The 20,198-nt window shown below is 44.4% G+C and carries 21 protein-coding genes and 1 pseudogene; 10 read left to right on the top strand and 12 right to left on the bottom strand.

Features of this window, described 5'->3' with window-relative positions; translation table 11 throughout:
* Positions 1-46 precede the first annotated feature (46 nt).
* The 3 genes from lexA to N2245_RS12220 are packed head-to-tail and all read left to right on the top strand — an operon-like array spanning position 47 to position 2,298.
* Complete coding sequence (gene lexA, locus N2245_RS12210; protein WP_012874953.1) at positions 47-694, top strand: transcriptional repressor LexA; 648 nt, start codon at positions 47-49, stop codon at positions 692-694.
* Between the two features lie 60 nt (positions 695-754).
* Complete coding sequence (locus N2245_RS12215; protein WP_494537012.1) at positions 755-1,339, top strand: DUF4126 domain-containing protein; 585 nt, start codon at positions 755-757, stop codon at positions 1,337-1,339.
* 14 nt (positions 1,340-1,353) lie between these two features.
* On the top strand, positions 1,354-2,298 hold the full coding sequence (locus tag N2245_RS12220) for a DnaJ C-terminal domain-containing protein (protein ID WP_494537013.1): 945 nt from the start codon (positions 1,354-1,356) through the stop codon (positions 2,296-2,298).
* Here the strand turns inward: N2245_RS12220 and N2245_RS12225 are convergent.
* From N2245_RS12225 to N2245_RS12240, 4 genes are all read right to left on the bottom strand, one after another.
* Positions 2,295-3,167 carry a lysophospholipid acyltransferase family protein gene (locus N2245_RS12225; RefSeq protein ID WP_494537014.1) on the bottom strand — a complete coding sequence of 291 codons (873 nt, stop codon included), beginning with the start codon at positions 3,165-3,167 and terminating at the stop codon, positions 2,295-2,297. The two genes, N2245_RS12220 and N2245_RS12225, sit on opposite strands and share 4 nt — an antisense overlap.
* A 112-nt stretch (positions 3,168-3,279) precedes the next feature.
* The gene (locus N2245_RS12230; protein ID WP_494537015.1) at positions 3,280-5,445 is read right to left on the bottom strand and encodes a RelA/SpoT family protein; all 2,166 of its coding nucleotides are present in this window, start codon (positions 5,443-5,445) and stop codon (positions 3,280-3,282) included.
* Between the two features lie 190 nt (positions 5,446-5,635).
* Positions 5,636-6,688, bottom strand: coding sequence for a gluconeogenesis factor YvcK family protein (locus N2245_RS12235; protein WP_494537016.1), 1,053 nt, complete (start codon positions 6,686-6,688; stop codon positions 5,636-5,638).
* A 144-nt stretch (positions 6,689-6,832) separates the two neighbouring features.
* Positions 6,833-7,468, bottom strand: coding sequence for a RibD family protein (locus tag N2245_RS12240; RefSeq protein ID WP_494537017.1), 636 nt, complete (start codon positions 7,466-7,468; stop codon positions 6,833-6,835).
* A gap of 230 nt (positions 7,469-7,698) precedes the next feature.
* On the opposite strand from N2245_RS12240, the gene N2245_RS12245 reads away from it, so the two are divergent.
* Both N2245_RS12245 and N2245_RS12250 read left to right on the top strand, forming a co-directional pair.
* The gene (locus N2245_RS12245; protein ID WP_494537018.1) at positions 7,699-8,877 is read left to right on the top strand and encodes a ribonuclease H-like domain-containing protein; all 1,179 of its coding nucleotides are present in this window, start codon (positions 7,699-7,701) and stop codon (positions 8,875-8,877) included.
* Positions 8,878-8,951: 74 nt separating this feature from the next.
* Complete coding sequence (locus tag N2245_RS12250) at positions 8,952-9,761, top strand: SCO1664 family protein (protein ID WP_494537019.1); 810 nt, start codon at positions 8,952-8,954, stop codon at positions 9,759-9,761.
* A gap of 39 nt (positions 9,762-9,800) precedes the next feature.
* On the opposite strand, the gene dnaN is transcribed toward N2245_RS12250, so the two are convergent.
* From dnaN to fdhD, 5 genes are all read right to left on the bottom strand, one after another.
* Positions 9,801-10,931: a DNA polymerase III subunit beta gene (gene dnaN / locus N2245_RS12255; RefSeq protein ID WP_494537020.1), complete on the bottom strand. Its 1,131-nt coding sequence runs from the start codon at positions 10,929-10,931 to the stop codon at positions 9,801-9,803.
* Between the two features lie 74 nt (positions 10,932-11,005).
* Positions 11,006-11,746 carry an NAD+ synthase gene (locus tag N2245_RS12260; protein WP_494537021.1) on the bottom strand — a complete coding sequence of 247 codons (741 nt, stop codon included), beginning with the start codon at positions 11,744-11,746 and terminating at the stop codon, positions 11,006-11,008.
* A 50-nt stretch (positions 11,747-11,796) separates the two neighbouring features.
* Positions 11,797-13,425, bottom strand: a complete 1,629-nt coding sequence (locus N2245_RS12265; RefSeq protein ID WP_494537022.1) for a protein kinase domain-containing protein — start codon at positions 13,423-13,425, stop codon at positions 11,797-11,799.
* A gap of 2 nt (positions 13,426-13,427) precedes the next feature.
* On the bottom strand, positions 13,428-14,216 hold the full coding sequence (locus N2245_RS12270) for a phosphatase (RefSeq protein ID WP_494537023.1): 789 nt from the start codon (positions 14,214-14,216) through the stop codon (positions 13,428-13,430).
* Positions 14,209-15,009, bottom strand: coding sequence for a formate dehydrogenase accessory sulfurtransferase FdhD (fdhD, locus tag N2245_RS12275; protein ID WP_494537024.1), 801 nt, complete (start codon positions 15,007-15,009; stop codon positions 14,209-14,211). Before fdhD ends, N2245_RS12270 begins: the two co-directional genes overlap by 8 nt.
* Before the next feature lie 76 nt (positions 15,010-15,085).
* Here fdhD and N2245_RS12280 point away from each other — a divergent pair, with 76 nt between their 5' ends.
* Positions 15,086-15,910, top strand: a complete 825-nt coding sequence (locus N2245_RS12280) for an aminoglycoside 6-adenylyltransferase (RefSeq protein ID WP_494537025.1) — start codon at positions 15,086-15,088, stop codon at positions 15,908-15,910.
* Between the two features lie 49 nt (positions 15,911-15,959).
* Here the strand turns inward: N2245_RS12280 and xylA are convergent, their stop codons facing one another.
* Positions 15,960-17,132, bottom strand: a complete 1,173-nt coding sequence (gene xylA, locus N2245_RS12285) for a xylose isomerase (RefSeq protein ID WP_494537026.1) — start codon at positions 17,130-17,132, stop codon at positions 15,960-15,962.
* A gap of 139 nt (positions 17,133-17,271) precedes the next feature.
* Here xylA and N2245_RS12290 point away from each other — a divergent pair, with 139 nt between their 5' ends.
* A complete protein-coding gene (locus tag N2245_RS12290) occupies positions 17,272-17,709 on the top strand; it encodes a hypothetical protein (protein WP_494537027.1) in 438 nt (145 codons plus the stop codon).
* Positions 17,710-17,712: 3 nt separating this feature from the next.
* Here the strand turns inward: N2245_RS12290 and N2245_RS12295 are convergent, their stop codons facing one another.
* Entirely contained in the window at positions 17,713-18,171 is a 459-nt protein-coding gene (locus tag N2245_RS12295) for a CoA-binding protein (protein WP_012874936.1), read from the bottom strand.
* Positions 18,172-18,244: 73 nt separating this feature from the next.
* Positions 18,245-18,577 (bottom strand): thioredoxin, encoded by a 333-nt coding sequence (gene trxA, locus N2245_RS12300; RefSeq protein WP_494537028.1) that lies wholly within the window; start codon positions 18,575-18,577, stop codon positions 18,245-18,247.
* Between the two features lie 123 nt (positions 18,578-18,700).
* Here trxA and N2245_RS12305 point away from each other — a divergent pair, with 123 nt between their 5' ends.
* The 3 genes and pseudogenes from N2245_RS12305 to N2245_RS12315 form a co-directional block, all read left to right on the top strand.
* Entirely contained in the window at positions 18,701-19,333 is a 633-nt protein-coding gene (locus tag N2245_RS12305) for a phosphatase PAP2 family protein (protein ID WP_494537029.1), read from the top strand.
* A 73-nt stretch (positions 19,334-19,406) separates the two neighbouring features.
* Positions 19,407-20,006 (top strand): CDP-alcohol phosphatidyltransferase family protein, encoded by a 600-nt coding sequence (locus N2245_RS12310; protein ID WP_494537030.1) that lies wholly within the window; start codon positions 19,407-19,409, stop codon positions 20,004-20,006.
* A gap of 60 nt (positions 20,007-20,066) precedes the next feature.
* Positions 20,067-20,198 (top strand): annotated as a pseudogene (locus N2245_RS12315) (LLM class F420-dependent oxidoreductase); the annotation flags it as partial.

The following is a 20,198-nucleotide window of genomic DNA, read 5'->3' on the forward strand; positions in this document are numbered from 1 at the left end:
TGTATAATAATGAAATATACACAAAATATAGTAAAGGGGGTACCCTGTGGCGAAAGACAAATTAACAGCTAAGCAGCAACAAATACTATCCTTCCTGCAGGAATTTATACAAGAGTATGGCATCCCTCCAACAGTCAGAGAGATACAAAGATCTCTAGGACTGTCTTCTACTTCTGTAGTTGACTACAACCTGAAGCAACTAGAAGAAAAGGGATATATAACCAGGAACAAGAACATAAGCCGTGGTATATCCCTACCGTTCAAAAAGGTCGAGGAAAATGTAACCACTATACCGGTAGTAGGAGTCATAGCTGCTGGAAGCCCTATTGAAGTTCCAGAAGATCTTAGTGATCCAGCAGTATGGGCCGATACCATAGAGGTAAACAACTCATTGCTCAACCTCAAATCTGATGGCTTGTTCGCTCTTAGAGTGAAGGGGCATTCCATGGTAGATGCGCTAATAGACGATGGCGATCTTATTATCATGAGGCATGCTAACACAGCGGAAAATGGAGAGACCGTTGCCGTCTGGCTTGAGAAGGAAAAAGCTACTACACTCAAGAAGTTCTACCATGAAGGAGACAGGATCAGACTGCAGCCAGCAAATATAACCATGCAGCCTATATATGTCTCGCCTGATGACATACAGATACAAGGCAAGCTGGTAGCAGTAATACGGCAGATTAGCAAATAACTCGGCAAATAGAAGCTAGAATAGAGAAAACACTCCTATATTACGCTGAGGCTAGCCTATATGGATCCCCTAAGCTCAATAGCTACAGGTTTTGGAGCATCGGCACCTGCCGGATGGAATCCTTATCTAGCACTTCTACTCATATCGCTTGGTGCTAGATTCGGATGGGTTAAGATCGCTGATAACTTCAGCTTTCTTACATCCACAATGGCCATAGTCATACTGGTAATACTCGTAACATTAGAAGTAGTGGCCGATAAGGTACCAACTATCGATCATCTCAATGATCTAATAGGTACAGTTATTAGACCATTAGCTGGTGCCATTCTTTTTGCAGCAGTGGGTTACAACTTCGATGGCAACACTTGGATTTCCTACCTACTAGGCGCTATATCAGCAGGTAGTCTGCATGCTATCAAAGCTAGTACACGGCCCTTGTGGACAATAACTACTGGAGGACTTGCGAACCCTGTAGTGAGCGTCTTCGAGGATCTGGGAGCAGGCACAGTAGTGATCCTAGCAATGCTAGCTCCAGTAGTCGGTCTATTCATCCTGATATTACTACTATTTGTCGTTACATCCTTGTTGATGCTGCTTCGGCGAAGGGTTAGAAGGAAACCATCTGCAAAGATTTCTAAGGTCTAGGGAAGATACGCCGGATGAACAAGAACTACTATGAAATATTAGGCGTAAATCAAAAGGCATCTCAGGAAGAAATACGTGTCGCCTATAGAAAACTAGCTCGACAATATCACCCTGACCTACACCAAAACAGTAAAGAGGCCGAAGAGAGGTTCAAGGAGATAAACGAGGCTTACCAAACATTAATTGATCCTGAGAGACGCAAAAAATACGATCGCGAGATTGCCTCTTTTCGTACTTACTCCAAACCTGAAACTGAAAACATCTCGGATATTTTCAAGAATATATTTACCACTGGCCGAAGAGTTCAAACGACTAACCGAACTCGTACTTCTAGCTTTCAGAAGGGTGATGATATAGAACAAAAAGTAGAAGTATCACTACAGGAAGCCTTTCTAGGAACAACAAGGATACTGCAGCTACAACAGGAGTCAACCTGTCCTGAATGCAATGGTAGGGGGTTAAGAGCCTCACGTTTATGCAATACCTGTCGAGGCAAGGGAACAGTAGATGTAAATAAGAGGCTTGAGGTTCATATCCCTGCAGGAGTAACCAATGGCAGCAGGGTGAAGATCCCTGGTAAGGGCAACGCTAGAGAAATCGGCGAAGAGCCAGGGGACTTATATCTGCTTATAAGCATTAAACCTGATAAATCCTTTCAGGTAGAAGGAAGGGATATCAGAACAGAAGTGATGGTTGACATCTACACATGCATCTTTGGTGGAGAGGTACCTCTCACCACCCCTGACGGTAAAACACTAATACTGATGATTCCTCCTCACACTCAAAGCGGTACCGTATTGAGATTAGCAGGCAAAGGACTGCCTAATATAGGAAAATCCAATACCCCAGCTGGTGATCTATTGGTGAGAGTGCTAGCCAAAATTTCTGGCGATCTAAGCAATGAGGAACTGGAGCTATTCAGAAAGTTGAGGAATCTGGATAAAAGTAAAAGGGATTAGGTCGCATTCTCGGACCAAACATCACGTGCCATTACCCACTGTCCAGGATGTCTCTGTATATGCTGACTAAATATATCTGCAAGCCGCTGCGTAAGTATCCTTACATCTTGCTCAAAATCTCCAGTAGAGGGCTTCTCAAGCTCCTCGTAGAGTTTGAGGTGTACTCTGTTCCCATGCATCCTAGTTATTAGAAGAGGGCATAAAGCTGCACCTGTTCGTAACGCCAATGTAGCAGCACCAGCTGGGAGTAAAGTTCTATAATTACAGAATGTCACCTCTACTCCTTTATTGGACACACTTCTATCAACAGCTAACACTACCGTACCATTTGCTCGAAGCACACGCAGTATGTTCCTAACTACAGATGAATCGGCCTCAATTATGTTCACACCTGGTGAGCTCCGTAAAGATGTTACTAACTTACCTACCTTGATGGGTCTGAGAGGCTCAACGACCACCCAGACAGGAAATCCGAGTACGGTTGCCAATTCAAAGGCAAGATTAAATCCAGCCATATGAACGAAAGCTATTATCAGACCTTTCCCCTGTGATAGAGCCCTTTCCGCGTTCTCTACCCCCTCTACACTAAGCCTGTCTAGCATGGCACCACGCCTTTTGGTCGACAGCAGAACCAGGTCATAATAATCTTTGGCTATGTTAACAAAGACCTGTCTTACACACTTGTTGATGAGTGACTTTGAGGTGGTAGGACCCAGCACATGAGTTATGTTATTTGTTATAGCTTTCCTAGCAGGTCGATTGAATACCCAGAAGACAAGTCCAACAAGACTACATATAAAGTAACCAACATCGTGAGGAACTCTAGGAGCGATAAAAAGAGCTATCTTGAGCGCATAGTAGGTTGGCACTCAGGGATCTATCCCCCTTTCCGGATATTATAAGACCTAAGGCTTCACAATAAGACAGATCAATGATAGAGGGTTATGAGGTTCGTTTACAACTCACGAGAGAACCCTAGCTCTAAGCTGTCTTTGCAGCAGAGGCAGAAGGAGTCCTACGTCTGACCTCTATAACATCTGGCAACCTCTCTAGCTTGAGAAGCAGCCTGCTCAGCTCAGCGCCATCAGCAACTTCTACAGCAAACTGAATAGTTACCGTATGGTCCTTATGATCGAAGGTCTGTACATCTCTCATATTGATCTTCTCATTTGAAACTACAGTGCTCACATCTCGGAGCAGGCCAACCCTATCTATGGCCACTACCTGCAGAACTACAGAGTAAAGCTGCTTCTGAGTACCATCCCAGCTTACCTGTATGATCCTCTCGGGATCCGCTTTTTGGATGTTTGGGCAGTCAGCTCTGTGGATAGAAACGCCACGCCCTCTAGTTACATATCCGAGTATCTCATCACCCAACATCGGAGAACAACATCTTGCCAACGTAGTCAACAAATCTCCAACACCCATCACCTTGACATCTGTCGCAGCTGCGACAGCTTTGGGCAGAGTCTCGGACATGATGGTCTTTTGCTCTTGGACCACCAACTTACCAGCTATCTGAGATGTATTGATAGCTCCGTAACCTACAGCTGCTAAGAAGTCATCCAGCTTCTGATAGTTTGGGAAATGAGCAGCAACCTCTTCTAGCTTTAGATGCTCGAGGCCAAGCCTTCTTAGCTCCCTTTCAACCATTTCTCGGCCCTGAGCAATATTTTCTGTTCTCTCCTGCTTCCTGAACCACTGCCTGATCTTCTCCCTGGCAGAGGCTGTGCGCACGTAACCATAAGCAGGATTTAACCAATCTCTGCTTGGTCCTTGCTTAGTCTTGCTAGTACGTATCTTTACCACATCGCCGTTCTGAAGGACGTAATCTAGCGAGACAAGCCTACCGTTGACAGTTGCTCCTACACAATGATGGCCTATCTCAGTATGAATTCTGTATGCGAAATCAATCGGCGTAGCACCTCTGGGAAGCTCAACAACATCCCCATTAGGGGTAAAAACATAAATGTGCTCTTGGAGTAGATCGCTTTTCATAGATTCAACAAACTCTTGTGCATCGGCGACCTCATCTCGCCATTCCAAGAGCTGTCTAAGCCATGTAATCCTATGTTCAGCAGCCTCGTTAGCCTTCTTCCCCTCTTTGTATCTCCAGTGCGCAGCTATACCATACTCTGCAACCTCATGCATATCTCGAGTACGTATTTGTATCTCCAGGGGTTTACCATCCAGTCCTACCACAGCAGTATGCAGTGACTGGTACATGCTTTCCTTGGGCATAGCTATATAATCGTCGAACTCCCCCGGGATCGGTCTCCAAATACTATGGATCACCCCCAATGCTGCATAACACTGCATCACCTCGTCGGTGATCACACGCAACCCAAGGACATCAAAGATTTGATCAAAAGAGCGCTGTTTTTGCTCCATCTTGCGATATATGCTATACAGATGTTTGCGTCTTCCAGTAATCTCCGCAGGTATTCCCTCAGCATCCAAGGCCTTCTTGAGAACATCTATAGCCTGTTCTATATACTTACCTCTAGTAACCCCAGACCTTTCTACCTGTGCAGCTATCTCTCTATATTTGTCCGGGGAAAGAACCTTGAAGCTAAGATCTTCAAGCTCACTTCTGAACTTGAATATTCCCAATCTACCAGCCAAGGGGGCATAGATCTCCAGCGTCTCTCTAGCCTTCGATAATTGCTTGTCGCGAGGAAGATGCTCAATAGTGCGCATGTTATGCAGACGATCAGCAAGCTTTATAAGGACTACTCTGGGATCCTCAACCATAGCCAAGAACATTTTTCTTAAGTTCTCGGCCTGGGCCTGCTGCTCCTTAGGATCTTTCTCTTCATCGGGACTGAGCCGTATCTTGTTAAGCTTAGTTAGCCCATCAACAAGACGAGATACTTCAGGACCAAAAATAGTCTCTATGTCGTCTAGTGTGAGGTTTGTATCTTCAACCGTATCATGTAACAACGCGGATGCTATAGCTTGAGCATCCTGCTTGAGGTCTGCGAGTATCAGGGCTACGTTAACAGGGTGCGAAATAAAAGGCTCTCCAGATTTACGATATTCTCCCTGATGAGCCCTATCGGCAACCTCATAAGCACGACGTATGAGCTCCTTGTCAGAGGGTGATAGGTAATTTGTTCCCTTATCGAGTGCTTCCCAATAGCCCATAATGCAGACCTCGCTTATTCAAGAGGCTATGCGCAAATAGTGTATCATTATCTTGAATGCACTATTCGATTGTCAATCAGGTGATAAGACCTTCTACTTTAGAAACAATATATCAAGGTATCAGATTTCAATAAGAAACCCCGACTCGGGCATTCATGTGCTGAGCCGGGGTTTCTTAGGTGGCAAGAAGTTACTGGCTAACAGTTACCGACTGCTTATCAACTTCAGAAGACGCCGGAGAGGATACTTGAGCATATACATCCATTACAGCCTCAGCCAAAAGCTGAGGATCATGCCTTACGTATGCACCAGTCTTCGTGAGAGGTCTTACAATAAGTTTGGGTACCAGCTGATGGCATTCTGCCAAGTCGATACTTACAGGTACTGATTTCTGTTCGGCATACCTTTGAAGCACATCCGATGGTATGTGCTCATGATAATTAATTATCGCGTAGTCTAATCCAGAATGCCCTCTAAGATATCTTAGAACCTGTCTTATGAAATCAGAGGCTTTGTAGCCATCAGTTTCACCGTGCTTAGTCATTATGTTGACTACAAATATCTTAGTAGCCCTACTTCTCCCTATTGCCTCAGGAATACCATCAACCAATAGGTTTGGTATAACCGAGGAGAACAGGTCTCCAGGTCCTATGACTATAACATCAGCGTCCTCTATAGCCTGAATCGCTTTCTGATTAGCTTCTGCAGGTGGATCCAAATATACCTTATCGATAGGATCTTCCGGGTCGTCCCTCCTTATATCTATATTTGTTTCACCCTTGATCACATTACCACTTGCTGTGACCGCCACCAGATGAGTATCTGTTAGTGTAACTGGAACAACCTTTCCCCTGACGTTTAGAATATTAGCCGCTTCTTCAACAGCCTTATCTGTACTACCTGTTATCTCAGTGAGAGCCGTCAGGAATAGGTTACCAAAGGTATGACCACTTAGACCGTTACCCTTCTCAAACCTATATTCAAATAGCCGACGAAGCATCAAAGTGGCTTCATCATCTGCAGCCAAGGCAACTAAGGCCTTCCTAAGATCTCCCGGAGGTAAATGACCGAACTCGTCTCTAAGTCGGCCAGTGCTTCCTCCGCTATCAGCCATGGTTACAATAGCAGTAAGGTTTTGGGTATAGTGTTTAAGTCCCATTAGGGCCACATAAACACCAGTACCACCACCAATTACAACCACCTTGGGTTGCGTGTAAGCTTGATTAATCGCTTTATTTTCCATACGGCAAAACCCCTAGTATGATCTACACATCCCCTTGCACTATAGGAGACAACACTTAGTTTACAGAAAAATATCACTTACTATCTCCGCTATGATTAAGAACGTTTATACATCGAGTTCGTTACATAAAATAACATGATCAGGTTATTCAACAAATTTATACCTAGTAAAGATCTCGCTATCACTAACATAAAGGCTAACCAATTGCAGTTTAGTCTTAACTGGTAATTCGGAAGTTGGCACAACCATTGGAAGTCCTTCTTTACCTATAACCTTTGGCGCTATAGTCCAGAAGAGCTCGTCCACAGAACCTGATTCGATAAAGGCGGCGTTGAGCTTTGGCCCCCCTTCCAAAAGCAGCCTGATAAGCCCATACCGGTCCCTTAGAGTAGATATCACCTCTTCAGGCTTAGGATATGGATGACTACTAACGTGTACAGAAGCATAATCAGAGAGATCCAACAGGGATTTGTTGCTACCAAAGATAATAAGATTTTCTTTACCTAGCTCCATGAGAGATTTATACAGCTTTACCTCGCCCTGACCAGAGACTATAACAAGACGTGGATTAGCTGCTTTGCCAGCAGCTATCCTCTCATGCTGCATATCTTCAGTCATATCTACAGATACACGTTCATTACGAACCGTCCCAGCCCCGACTATCACGGCGTCTGCAAATGACCTTAGTCTACGCATCAGATAATGATCAGCATCATCACCGATAGGATATGCTTTACCATCTATAGTAGCCCTGCCGTCAACTGTCGTTACCATATTCATGTACACATATGACTCATCAATAGGCAGCCACAAGTCTGTATATACGTCAGCTAATCTGCATTCTCTTAGACAAGGATATACTTGCAACATGATCACTTATCTTTAAATCTAAGAAGTAATGGAGTATTACACTAAGGATACAGTATAATTCTTCCCACTAGGCACTATCCAGGAAGGAAGAATTAATTCTTTAGAAATTCTTATCTTAGTAGGTTGAAAGGACACCTAATATGTTGTCTCCCAAAGAGGAGAAGATACAAATTCTTGGGGAAGGTGTTTATCTAAGATCTACTGTTTACTCAGCGCCTTGCTTATACGGATCAAGCGACCTTAGTAAGCTATTCGACACTGACCTAAGCTCGCTAGGTGCGCTCTGCAGCGACCAATCACTATTTAGCGTCTCTCTGGAAGACATCTTGCTCCTAGACTTGGAAACAACCGGGCTATACCATTCATCGGAGACCTACATTATTGCGGTTGGTAGTGCCTACTTTCGAGACGGGAACATAATCGTACAGCAGTTATCTATTGAGCATCCCAATTATGAAAGGGACATGTTAGCTTATCTGCTCACTTTCATGACCAATTTTTCAACTATACTCTCTTTCAATGGTAAGATGTTCGATTTACCGATGCTAGAGTTTAGGTGTTCTGAGCTAGCCCTAGATTGGAAAGCTATAACTGTAAGCATACATAGGCACGCAGATATGCTCTACCCAGCTAGAAGGTTATGGAAAGAGAGGTTAATTAGCTGCAGGCTAACCAATTTAGAGAGAGAACTGTTAGGAGTTGTGAGGGCAAACGATCTGCCTAGCAGGCTGATTCCGGAAATGTATGCCCTCTATCTACTACAAGGAACCCCCCAGATTATTGAGTCCATATTAGATCATAACAAGTACGACCTATTGGCGCTAACCGGTATCACTTTGCTGTCATGTCAGTTATACAACAACGGTTATAAGCTTCAATCTTTGTATCCTTTGGATGCTTATAGCTTAGGGAAAATATATGAATCTAACGGTGAATATGAAAAAGCCTTGATTGTATATAACTACTCCCTATCTTATCCACTGCCTAGACATATACAGCTGGATATATGTCGAAGGCTCAGCTCTATCATAAGAGGCATGGCACAAAAGAGTGACTTAATAATGGCACTCCACAACATTGCTTTGCATTCTGATAACAAATCAGCACTGATATTAGAGGAACTGGCCAAACACTACGAGCACGAAGAGAGAAACTACCATAAAGCGCTAGAAATGGTGCAAACTGCTATAACTATAGCCGCTTCAGATTGCTGCCTACACACTAACCTACGCAGACTACATAAGAGACTGCATAGGCTGCAAAGCAAGATAGATGGGCTCCACGCAACATCTTCCACTAGTAATCTGGACCTAAACTAGAAACTTCAGCACAGGAATATCTTTTCGCTTGATCATGTATAAACCTATAGGTATACTCCAACACGGAGCTCCAAATGGACCATGAATTTTTCACCAGGTACAGAAGAAGAGCCCATAGAGCGCATCCATGGGAGAGATCTATGGAAAGAGAGTGCTCTGAAGACTCCCAGCTAACAGAATCAGAGATAGAACAACTACTGAAGCATGGAGAGATTAAGGGAGGGGCTCTGGCCCCTTGGGGCTCTAATTACACCTACTTCGTCCAAGTATCCTTGGGAAGCCTGAAACACAGAGCAGTATATAAGCCAAGAGTTGGAGAAGCTCCACTTATCGACTTCCCGGACGGTACTCTTTATCTGCGAGAGTACGCTTCTTACATCACGAGCAGATGGCTAGGCTGGAACCTTATCCCACAGACGGTAATTCGTACCGGTCCAAAAGGCATTGGCACGCTGCAGATATACGTGGAACCCGAGACTGAGCCACACATCTATAGTTTACAAGCCGAGGATATCCCACAGTTACAGAGGTTGGCTTTGTTCGACATTATAGTCAATAATGCCGATAGGAAGCCTGCTCACGTTTTCCGAGGCAAAAACCATAACGTCTGGGCAATTGATCACGGTCTTACCTTTCACCCCAGGCCGAAATTGAGGACGGTTATATGGGAGTTCTGTGGAGAACCTATACCAGAGGATATCCTTATCGAGCTTGAATCGAAGGTATCGGACAAATCTAAAGTAGAAGAACTCAATAAGCAGCTGAGGGAACTTTTGACTCCACTGGAGATAGAGGCTTTCTGGCATAGAGTGGAATCAATACTCAAAAGCCGCACCTACCCCATCTTAGATCCAAGAAGGAATATACCGTACGGATTTATGTAGAGAGTAGGAGTTACTAATAACTCCTACTCTCTATTTCTATTACCTTCCAACTAGATGCATCGGCATGATGACATGAGTATAGCTACTATTGCCAATTGGGCGAATCACCCCAGGTGAGTTTGGAGATTGTGTTTCTAGTGCAACTCGATCAGACTCGATTACCGAGAGTACATCGGTTAGATATCTACCATTGAATGCGATTTGTCCTCCCTCGCCTTCCACAGTAGCTTCTAGGGAATCACTACCTGATCCTACCTCTGCAGCGGTAGCACTTACAACTACTTTGCCTGTATCAACCTCATCACCTGGAGATATAGTTAGTTTCACAGCATTTGAACTATCTCTTCCAAAGATCAGCGCCCTAGTTATAGCCTCCCTAAACTCCTTAGTGTGTATTACAGTCCGCGTAACGTATTGCTTAGGAATTATCTGTGCATAGTTAGGAAAGTTACCGTCTATCAATCTAGATATAACATTTATATTATCAGACTGGAAGACTATTTGTGATTTAGTAGGATTAACGGTAATCTCCACCTGTTCCTCATGATCCCCAATAAGCCGCGACAGTGCGTCCAAAGCCTTAGCAGGCACTATCACGCTCATGTTCTCAGCCGAGCTATCTATACCCTGCTCCCTAACCGACAGACGGAACCCGTCAGCTGCGGCCATTGTAAGCTTGTCACCCTCAATTTTGAACAAAACTCCAGCTAGAACTGGGCGGCTATCATCTGTGGCAGCAGCAAAAACAACCTGCTCTATCATGTCCTTTAGCACGCTGGCATCCAACTTCAATGTAGGTTCTTCCGACGGCGAAGGCACCGTTGGAAAATCCTCAGGATCCATACCGTGAATATCAGCAGCAGAGTGACCAGCAGCTACATGTAGCTTGTGCCCTTCATTAAGTTCAAGAAGAACCTTCTCATTTGGGAGACTAGATATAAATTCAGTGAATAGCCTAGCAGGGACAGTAGTTACACCTTCTCTTTCTATATCTGCCCCCACCCAAGTAGTTATGACAAGCTCCAAGTTGGTTGCCTGGAGCTTCAGCCTACCGCCTTCAGTAGCCAGAAGTATGTTACCTAGTATGGGGAGAGTAGCACGAGGGCTAACTGCTCTGCTTACGACTGACAGTCCTCTACTTAAGTTCTCTTGTAGACACCAAAGCTTCATATATCTCTCCCTAGGACCTCCATCAATAACCATCTGCGTTCACGGATTATAAGGCCCCCAGGTACTGTTTGCAACTAAGATGTTACTGGAGAGTAGATGGCAGGAAGCTCTCTCTTGTGAGATGACCTACGTACCATAGACTGCACCATCAAGAACACATCCTCAGGAACGCCGTTTCTCTCCCCTTTTTCAATAGCCTCCAAGGCTCTATCTAGTTGCTCATAAGTAATACCCATCTCTCCCTCATCAGTTTGACCTGGCCACAAACCTGCGCTAGGAGGCTTAGCTATTATCTCCTCAGGAACCCCAAGCACCTTAGCCAATTCCCGAACATCCTTCTTGTAAAGGCCTCCTATAGGGAGTATATCTACACCACCATCACCATATTTGGTGTAGTAACCTACCATTATCTCAGTCTTATTACCAGTACCGACTACTAATAGGTTATTAGTATTAGCAATATAGTATATGGTTATCATCCTCAGCCTTGGCTTCAAGTTCGCCTTTGCCAAATCAGAGCCTTCAGGCAAAGTCCGTATAAGCAGATCAAACACCGGTGAAAGATCTATCTTCTGAGGGTTGAGTCCAAACTTTTGAGCAACCAGCCGAGCATGCTCCTCATCCTGAGGGTTACTATGTACGGGCAGAATTAACGTATGCACATTATCAGCACCAACAGCCTTGACCGCCAGACCTGCTACGGTTGCAGAGTCTATGCCGCCCGAGAGGTTAAGAGCTATGCCATGAGCTCCCGCCTCATCGACCTTGGATTTTATCCAGGCCGCTATGTCATCAGCCAAAGATCTGTAATCCATTATCTATATCCTCCTTAGGAGTTGTTACTAGATTCTATCTCCTTTGGGCCTTATTTTTCTGGCTTGGGTGGCTTCGGAGGTTTGGGCAAATCTTTAGAATTTTTATTATCTTTTCGTTCAGTCTGCACAACAGGGGCTGCTTTCGATGGCTGGGTCGATTGCTCATCGCCTTGATTACTCTGAGATCCAAATGAGACCCACGCGGATGGCCCAGCTATAGATTCCCCACTGAGCTGGGAGGCTAAATCAAGTAAATTACCACTACGCTTTCCCGAAGCTGTGGTAACTGTGACCATTAAGTCTCGAGCAGGATTAGCTTCTATTCTAAGGTATGTATTAGCCTCTATCTGCCGATACTCACCGGGGAGTAAATCAAACTCATTTGTATCCCCATCGACTGTCGTCTTGACATGAACGTTGTTTGTAGCTAGTAGCTGTCCGACTATCTTGCCAGGCACAGGCTCTATATTAGGCGTAGGGCTTCCAGATGGAGCATTTTCGCTAGCGCCTTTCCGAGATGAGAGAACTACCGTAACATAGCTACCTTTGTCGACTTTTTCGCCTGGGGAGGGTGACTGAGATACGACTACTGATCCCGTTCTTCCATCTTCGTACCTGACGCGTAATTGAACATCACTCCGTTGAGCAAGCTGCCTTGCCGACCTCAGACTCATTCCTACGAACGAGGGTACAGTTATCTTAGTATCTGATGTGGTTAAAGTTCCGGAGCCTAATCCTCTTCCTAGAGAGTAGACATCTGGCCATCTCCATAAGGTAATCGCTAATATTAGCATTACCAGCAACAAGGCAATGGGGAGAGCCCGTATTCTTCGTCTATTAGTGATTCCACTCTTTGGTACAAAGCTGGTTGGAATCGTTACGGTGCTCTCCTCCGATAAAGCCGTCGCCGAGCGAGGAGACAGACCATGTAAATCTCTAAGAAACGCATCTATGCTCTGATACCTATCTTCCGGTAACTGCGATGTAGCCTTCTTGATTATCCTTAAAATCTCAGGACTAACTTTACCTTGATCTAAGCGAACAGGTTCCCAAACTTGGGATCTCTGGGGAGGAGTACCCGTAATACATTCCCAGAGCACAAGCCCCAGACTGTATATATCGGTACGCTCGTCAACCTTATCTCCAACTAGCTGCTCGGGTGCCATATATAGCGGGGTACCGTACGCCCTGGCTGAACTAGTCTGAGTGCTATCTATCTGGGCCTGAGCGATGCCAAAGTCAACTAGCTTAGCCCTTCCATCTTTACTAATAAGTATGTTCTGGGGCTTAACGTCACAGTGTATTATCTTATTTTTGTGCGCATAGGAAAGAGCATCAGCAACCTGCGAAATTATAGCTTTAGCCCTTTCTAATGAAAGCCTCCCCTGGTTCTTTATAAACTCCTTTAAGCTTTGACCATCAACATATTCCATGACAATAAAAGGTGTGCCATCTTCTTCGCCCACATCGTAGACATCAACTATGTTAGGATGATTCAGCACAGCCACAGCACGAGCTTCACTTAAGAATCTGCGCTTGAGTCCAGGGTCCACATCAGGGTTCAAAACCTTGATAGCGACAGAGCGGCCCAACAATGTATCTGTAGCAAGATAGACGGTAGCTACTCCCCCCACCCCTATCTTACGCTTGACTTCGTATCGTCCATATCTTGTAGACAATGTTACTGCTCCGAGGCTTCTACCATGCTGATTATTATCGGGAAAACGACATCAACATCGGCAGATGGAGCACTATCGTTGAAAGGTACAACTATCATTGGTGCTCCTAGTTTTTCTGCTACCGCAACTCCTGGATCATTGGTATCCATTACACATATGGTCTCTATGCCGCGGTTAACTGCCCCACCAGCAAATCCATGATCAGCGATCGCTAGGTCCGGAATATCTATCTTGGATAAGAGCTCTTCCATTAGGTGGTAGTCATGAGTATGTACAGGATTATCACTCACAGAAGCCACATAGACACCATTAAGCAACGATAATTTCAGGCCATCATAAGATATATTCTCGGGTATGACATCAATGATCCTACAACCTCGCCGGCTCACGTAGTCAGCAAGCTTCGAATAAAGACTTAGCATATTAGCCGGATGCCCAGTAGCAAATATGAAAGTAGACTTCATGTCAATAGCTTGCCTTATGGCTGTGCTTGCAGACAACAGAGCCTTGTACGTGGAAGATGGAGCTATGTAACCTTGGCCAGATAAATGCTCTATATCCGTTGGGCAACCGGTCCATGAAGCTATTGTATCCAATACCTCTTGAGGCTTCAGCTTACCTTCATCCAAAGCCTGATGTATCAGTTCTATACCTAATGTAACTCCTAGCTCACCTCTCACAAGCTTATATATATGATCGATATTATTCTCACGCGAATGTGCTAATCCAGCCCCAGCTAATCTATGCTTTACTAAGATATTCTCAACTTCTTCACGTGTATATCTAACCAACTGCCCCTCTCTTCTCCAGGTACTTTTCTTCCAAAACTAGATTATCGAAACCAGAATAGATATTGAACTTATTACCCCTAGCATAACCTATTAGGGTTATGCCTATCCTATTACACACCTCTATAGCCAGGGAAGTCGGTGACGTGTGAGATATAATAACAGGGCAGCCCAATCGAGCCGCTTTGAGGGCCATCTCGGATGAGATCCTCCCACTTGAGATAAGCCATTTATCCCTTACATCAATCCCTTTCCACAAGGCTTCACCAACTATTTTGTCAACAGCGTTATGCCTGCCAACATCCTCAGCAACCACTAGTAAGTCATCTTTCTGAGACAAGGCACAAGTATGTATGCCTCCTGTCTCACGGTAAGTTTCCGAAGCAAGATGTAGATTATGCATTACACTGATTACATCTTCTGGCCTCAATTTGCTTTGACTTATTGGTGTGTTGTACTCATCAAGTATGGTAAAGGATACTCCCCCACCACAGCCAGAGGTGATAGATCTCGGCTTAGATAGCAGTTGGTCTAGGTCTTGTTCGGGAACAGCAAGCATTACCTCTATAACATTATCTTCTTCACATACCCTAAGGTACAAAAGGTCGTCAAGACTCCTAATGATTCCAGAAGTATAGAGGAAGCCTATGGCCAGAAAATTTAGCTTAGTTGGGGTGGCCATGAGAGTCACCCATTGACTTCCATTTATGTAGAAGGTAAGCGGGACCTCTACCGGCACTGCTTTGGTATCCTCGATAATGCCTTGGCCTGACATATACTTATAGTAATTGACCATAATGAGACCTCCTACCGAGAGCTATTGTACATCAAACCCGCTTATACATATCGACTACCGAACAGAAGGAGAATCTATGATTCACAGGGCTGACTCAGAAGAAAATATGCTACAAATAGTCGTTAGTTGGGCACGTGATGAAGAACCAGAAGCTATCGCAGTGCTACTAGCGGGTAGTAGGGCCAGAGGGGAGTCTCAGAACTTTAGCGATATAGATATAACTACCGTGACATCACAAACTCCTAGATGCTCCTACCGAACTCTTTTCTTAGAAAGCGATGATAATCAGCTCACACACGTATCTATGGGAGCTCAAAGCCTACAAGACTGGCAAATGGAACACGAACAGCCTGTAGATTGGAGTATGTTTCTTCCTGCAGAAGAGCATTACAGAGTGCTATGGGTAAGTCCCAAGTATGAATCCCTTTTCTCCTATGGGAAGATCAATCATCCCTCTCCTGGCATGGAGGTAGAAGACTTCATTGAGTGCGTCAGCAAAGCCAAGAACGCTTGGTTGCATCGAGACGATATAGGCGTCAGATGGTCAGCTATGGAAGCAGCTAAGTACCTACCTGGCATACTTAGACCTCTCAATCCTGAAATAGCAGCTAAGAATAAGATGGATGCGTTGAAACTTGCCCTGAGCTTGACAGTTACTCCTGATAATTATCAGAACGACATGATGATATGCCTTGGGCTAATGCCGGTAGAAGATACACGCGAGATCATAGAAGCCTTGCTTAGGCTGGCATTGGGAGCTATCAAGCTGATAAAGGATAAGGCATTAGAGTTATCTGAACTGATAGGACAACCATATATACCAGAATATATATACAACGGAACTGTAGAAAGATATTTGCTGCAAGGCATAGATGATCTTGGAATAACAGTAGTCAAATAAACATGTCTGGGCGTAGCCAACTACGCCCAGACAGAAAACCACGTAAATACTATCTCACTCCGAGCAACAGCTCCATTACTAACTGATCCAGCTCCTCATACTTCCTTCCGCGCTGCGATAGTGCGGTGACATCAAACTTATAATCCTTTACCTCTTGCGCATGCTCCCTAGAGTAGCCGTCTGAGGCACTTGGTCCCTGATAGTTTTCATCTTCAGCCCTGATCTCAGCTAGCAGTCCTTGAATTTCGGCATCTTCATTAAACTTTTGCGCCTTTTCCTTCAATATCAGGTAGGATCGCATGCATCCTCTGGCAAAAGCCCAAACCCCTTCTTCATCCTCTGTCCTATAGGCATGAGCATCGAAGTGCCTGGGCCCATCGTAGCCGCTGTCCTCAAGTAGCTTCACCAAGAAGAATGCGCGCTTGGGATTTTCAGAGGCGAATCTGAAATCTTGATCGTATCTCCCAATTATCTGATCATTCAGATCTATGTGAAATAGCTTACCAGCCTCTATCGCTTCAGCCACCGCATGTACGAAGTTCAAGCCAGCCATGGTCTCATGAGCAAACTCGGGGTTTAAACCCACCATATCGGGATGATCCAAAGTAGAGATGAAATGTAGCATATGTCCTACTGTGGGGAAATAAATATCTCCTCTAGGTTCATTAGGTTTAGGTTCTAGGGCAAAACGCATGTTATAGCCCTGATCGATCACGTAATCACACAAATAGTTAATTGCCTCTCTAAATCGCTTGATAGCATCAACAGGATTCCTATAGGCATCGGTCTCGGAACCTTCTCTTCCTCCCCAGAAGACATAAGTAGTTGCTCCTAGCTCCGCTCCCAGATCTATTGCCTGCATGGTCTTTTGTAGAGCAAATGCCCTAACCTTAGCGTCTGAGGATGTAAAAGCACCATCTTTGAATATAGGGTGTGTGAAGAGATTGGTAGTAGCCATGGGAACTACCATACCGGTATCTTCTAGGGCCTTCTTGAAGCTTTTGACTATCCTATCTCTCTCCTGTGCCGATGCTCCAAACGGAACTAGGTCGTTATCGTGGAAGTTCACGCCATAGGCCCCGAGCTCGCTGAGCTTATGTACTATATGCTCTGGGGTCATGGGCGTTCTTACAGGATCACCAAAGGGGTCTCGACCTATATTACCTACGGTCCATAGTCCAAAGGTAAATTTATCGCTCTTCTTAGGGGTATAATCTGCCATGTGACCACTCCTTGCTCATGTTCTAACACTCGGTATCATAGCATCAAAGGTAGCTCCGTGGAGAAGTGAAAATTTGAAAATAACTGGAGAATAGAAAGGATTTGCTCCCAAAATGTCGTCCAAGTCGATAGCTATGTTGATGTCAAAAGTTGTAACCGCAACGCTCATTGTTATGCTAATAGCTGCCTGTAATTTACCATTTACCACTAGGGATAACAACGGTATGGCAAGTTGCAAAGATATGGGGTTACCAGACGCAGGAATCACTAGTACAATGCCGGGGATAAATACAGACCAAGAAGCTAAGCAAAGATTTCTCTCGGCCTATGAGCAGAGCAAAGCTTCTTGTTGGACAAGAATATTCCCGGGATACGATAACAAAGAAGTCAGAGAGAGAATCTATTTTGATGACTCACCTAGGGTACTCAAAGTAAGCATAGAGACACCAGTCAATAATAGTAAATCCTATATAAAGACCGATTACACTTGCGAAAAGTTAGTAGTCAGGGGAGATAAGCTGCAGTTAGTGAACTGCAGTACGACAGACGGGAGGATAGTCGAGATAGCTGTTCCCTAAGAACTAATCTTCCGAAGATGACTCATAAGATACCGGTATAGGCTGGTGGGCTAGATAGGCATGCTCCTTTAGTATGCACCTATCCATGACAACTCGTATGCCAGCTCTACGAGCTCTTAGTGCAGCCAGATCATCTATAACTCCCTCTTGCATCCAAACAGCTTTTACTCCCTTCTGAATGGCCTCATCAACAACCTTACCTGCAGCATCTGACCTGCGGAATATAACCACCACATCGACCGGAAATGGAATGCTTGCAAGATCTGGATATGCTTTTTCTCCTAGGACCATTTCTACATAGGGGTTTACAGGCACTATTCTATAGCCATGCCTCTTCAGGTACGAAGCTACCACATGACTAGGTCTGAAAGGATCAGGAGAGAGTCCCACTATAGCCATCGTGTGATACTTCAAAATTGCCTCTATATCTTCTTGCTTCGCGAATTCATCACGAGCTATCATAATGCCTTCCTCCTTGCATTAAGCAGAATATGGCCAGGCAATAGCCCGGCCATACAAGCTATTAGCTATTACACTACAGCACCGAGTCAATAACAGCAGACAGCTTATCCTTAGTCGTAAACCCAACCAACCGTTGTACTTCCTGTCCTTCCTTGAAAATGATGAGAGTAGGAATACTGTAGGTGCCAAAGGTGCTCGGCGTCTGCATGTTGTCATCCACATTAAGCTTTGCGAAGAGCACTCTGCCTGCATACTGACCAGCCAACTCCTCAAAAACAGGAGCCATCATTCGACACGGGCCACACCAAGGAGCCCAAAAGTCAACGATAGCTGGGATTTCAGATTTCAGGATCTTCTCCTCAAAATTCTCGTCCGTAACTTCAATTGGGTGAACTTGAGTAGCCAAAATACAACCTCCGTTTACAATTGACCTCGAGATGATTAGCATTTCTCTTGCCAATCATTATAACATTGAGATTGGTTAGATTATTTCAAACTTCTACCACGACCCTTTTAGGAGAGATAACTGTTGTACGAAAGTAAAGGTCATGCTTATCCTTCGGAAGAGATTCACACTTACCTTGTCTCAACAGAGGAAACCATAGGCATAATTAAGTCTCTTTCCAAGAAGCTTAAGCCTTGGCAAACAATTGACACAATTCTCTTTGTAGCTATTAATCACTTACCACACACCTACTTATCTAGAAAAACCATGTCTATGATTTCAACCTTCTGCCAGCATGGTTTATGTTGGATCATAGCAGATGTGATCAACTTCAAGATGACAGGAGACTATAAATTCTCCCTTCGAGTGTTGGCAACTATAGCCTCTACGGACGTCCTAGTAGAGCAGATAATCAAGAAAAGGTTCAGGAGGCGTAGGCCTTATATAAAACTTATTAGAGCCATGGTCGTAGGTCGTAAGCCCAATAGCTGGTCATTTCCCAGCGGGCACTCAACCTTAGCCTTTATAGGGGCAGATTTGTTCGCAAGAAAGTACAAAAAGCTGAGAAAGCTATTTTACGGATTTGCTGCATTGGTAGGCTTTTCAAGAATATACCTGGGATTCCACTATCCCAGTGATGTCCTGATAGGAGCAGGTACTGGCATAATTCTTAGCAGATTATCTGAGAAACTATCAAAACTAATCGGACTTGCTTGAATACTAGATTACTAACTAAGCAATAGGGCCAAGAAGTATAATGGGCTCGAAAACAGCAAGTAAACATAATTTTATGAAACATGTAGAAAAATACTATGCCACCGTACCCAACTTATTGGCTCTTTTTCGACTATTATTGGTGCCTGTCCTTTGGGTAGTAGCGCTACTAGGATACGCAAAACTGGTGGCGTTTGGTCTGATCATAGCCGGATTAACGGATGCTCTTGATGGACAGCTAGCAAGAAGGTTGAACCAAGTTACAAAAGAAGGTGCAAGAATAGATTCCCTATCAGATAACCTCCTACTCGCATCTACAGTCATATGGCTTTTAATTCTTAAGCCCCAGGTATTTAAAGATAATACTTTGCTTTATATATTAGTAATAGTTGTTTACCTCATCGTAATTTCAGTAGGATGGATAAGATTCCGAAGAATAGGTAACTTGCATCTGTACTCGACAAGGGCAGCTGTAGTCATAGGCTATATATTCCTAGTGCACACCTTCCTTTTTCCGGAATATAGTAAAACATTGTTCTACGCAACAGTAATTGCACAACTCATAGCCTCTGCAGAGATCTTAGCAGTGTTATTGACACGAGAATATGTGGATGAATATATAGGCTCCATACTATTATGGCGTAATAGGAGTAAAAAGCTACCACCCGAAAAATGATGCTGTACTGGTTCAATAATTGCTATCTAGACTAAGAAACGAAAGGAGGAACTAAACAGAATGCCTGAGAATGGAGGAGTAAGGTTTGGGGTGTTCGTGCCGCAGGGATGGCGGATGGACCTAGTGGAGATCCCAGATCCAGTAGAGCAGTACGAGGCCATGACCAACGTGGCCAAAACAGCCGATTCCATC

This window comes from Thermobaculum sp. T2p, assembly GCF_059335935.1.

Bases quoted from the DNA above. Each gene is read 5' to 3' on its own strand.
- N2245_RS12215 (WP_494537012.1), top strand. From the start codon at position 755: ATGGATCCCCTAAGCTCAATAGCTACAGGTTTTGGAGCATCGGCACCT.
- N2245_RS12220 (WP_494537013.1), top strand. From the start codon at position 1,354: ATGAACAAGAACTACTATGAAATATTAGGCGTAAATCAAAAGGCATCT.
- N2245_RS12230 (WP_494537015.1), bottom strand. From the start codon at position 5,445: ATGGGCTATTGGGAAGCACTCGATAAGGGAACAAATTACCTATCACCC.
- N2245_RS12235 (WP_494537016.1), bottom strand. From the start codon at position 6,688: ATGGAAAATAAAGCGATTAATCAAGCTTACACGCAACCCAAGGTGGTT.
- N2245_RS12240 (WP_494537017.1), bottom strand. From the start codon at position 7,468: ATGAATATGGTAACGACAGTTGACGGCAGGGCTACTATAGATGGTAAA.
- N2245_RS12245 (WP_494537018.1), top strand. From the start codon at position 7,699: ATGTTGTCTCCCAAAGAGGAGAAGATACAAATTCTTGGGGAAGGTGTT.
- N2245_RS12250 (WP_494537019.1), top strand. From the start codon at position 8,952: ATGGACCATGAATTTTTCACCAGGTACAGAAGAAGAGCCCATAGAGCG.
- dnaN (WP_494537020.1), bottom strand. From the start codon at position 10,931: ATGAAGCTTTGGTGTCTACAAGAGAACTTAAGTAGAGGACTGTCAGTC.
- N2245_RS12260 (WP_494537021.1), bottom strand. From the start codon at position 11,746: ATGGATTACAGATCTTTGGCTGATGACATAGCGGCCTGGATAAAATCC.
- fdhD (WP_494537024.1), bottom strand. From the start codon at position 15,009: ATGGTCAATTACTATAAGTATATGTCAGGCCAAGGCATTATCGAGGAT.
- N2245_RS12280 (WP_494537025.1), top strand. From the start codon at position 15,086: ATGATTCACAGGGCTGACTCAGAAGAAAATATGCTACAAATAGTCGTT.
- xylA (WP_494537026.1), bottom strand. From the start codon at position 17,132: ATGGCAGATTATACCCCTAAGAAGAGCGATAAATTTACCTTTGGACTA.
- N2245_RS12290 (WP_494537027.1), top strand. From the start codon at position 17,272: ATGTCAAAAGTTGTAACCGCAACGCTCATTGTTATGCTAATAGCTGCC.
- N2245_RS12295 (WP_012874936.1), bottom strand. From the start codon at position 18,171: ATGATAGCTCGTGATGAATTCGCGAAGCAAGAAGATATAGAGGCAATT.
- N2245_RS12310 (WP_494537030.1), top strand. From the start codon at position 19,407: ATGAAACATGTAGAAAAATACTATGCCACCGTACCCAACTTATTGGCT.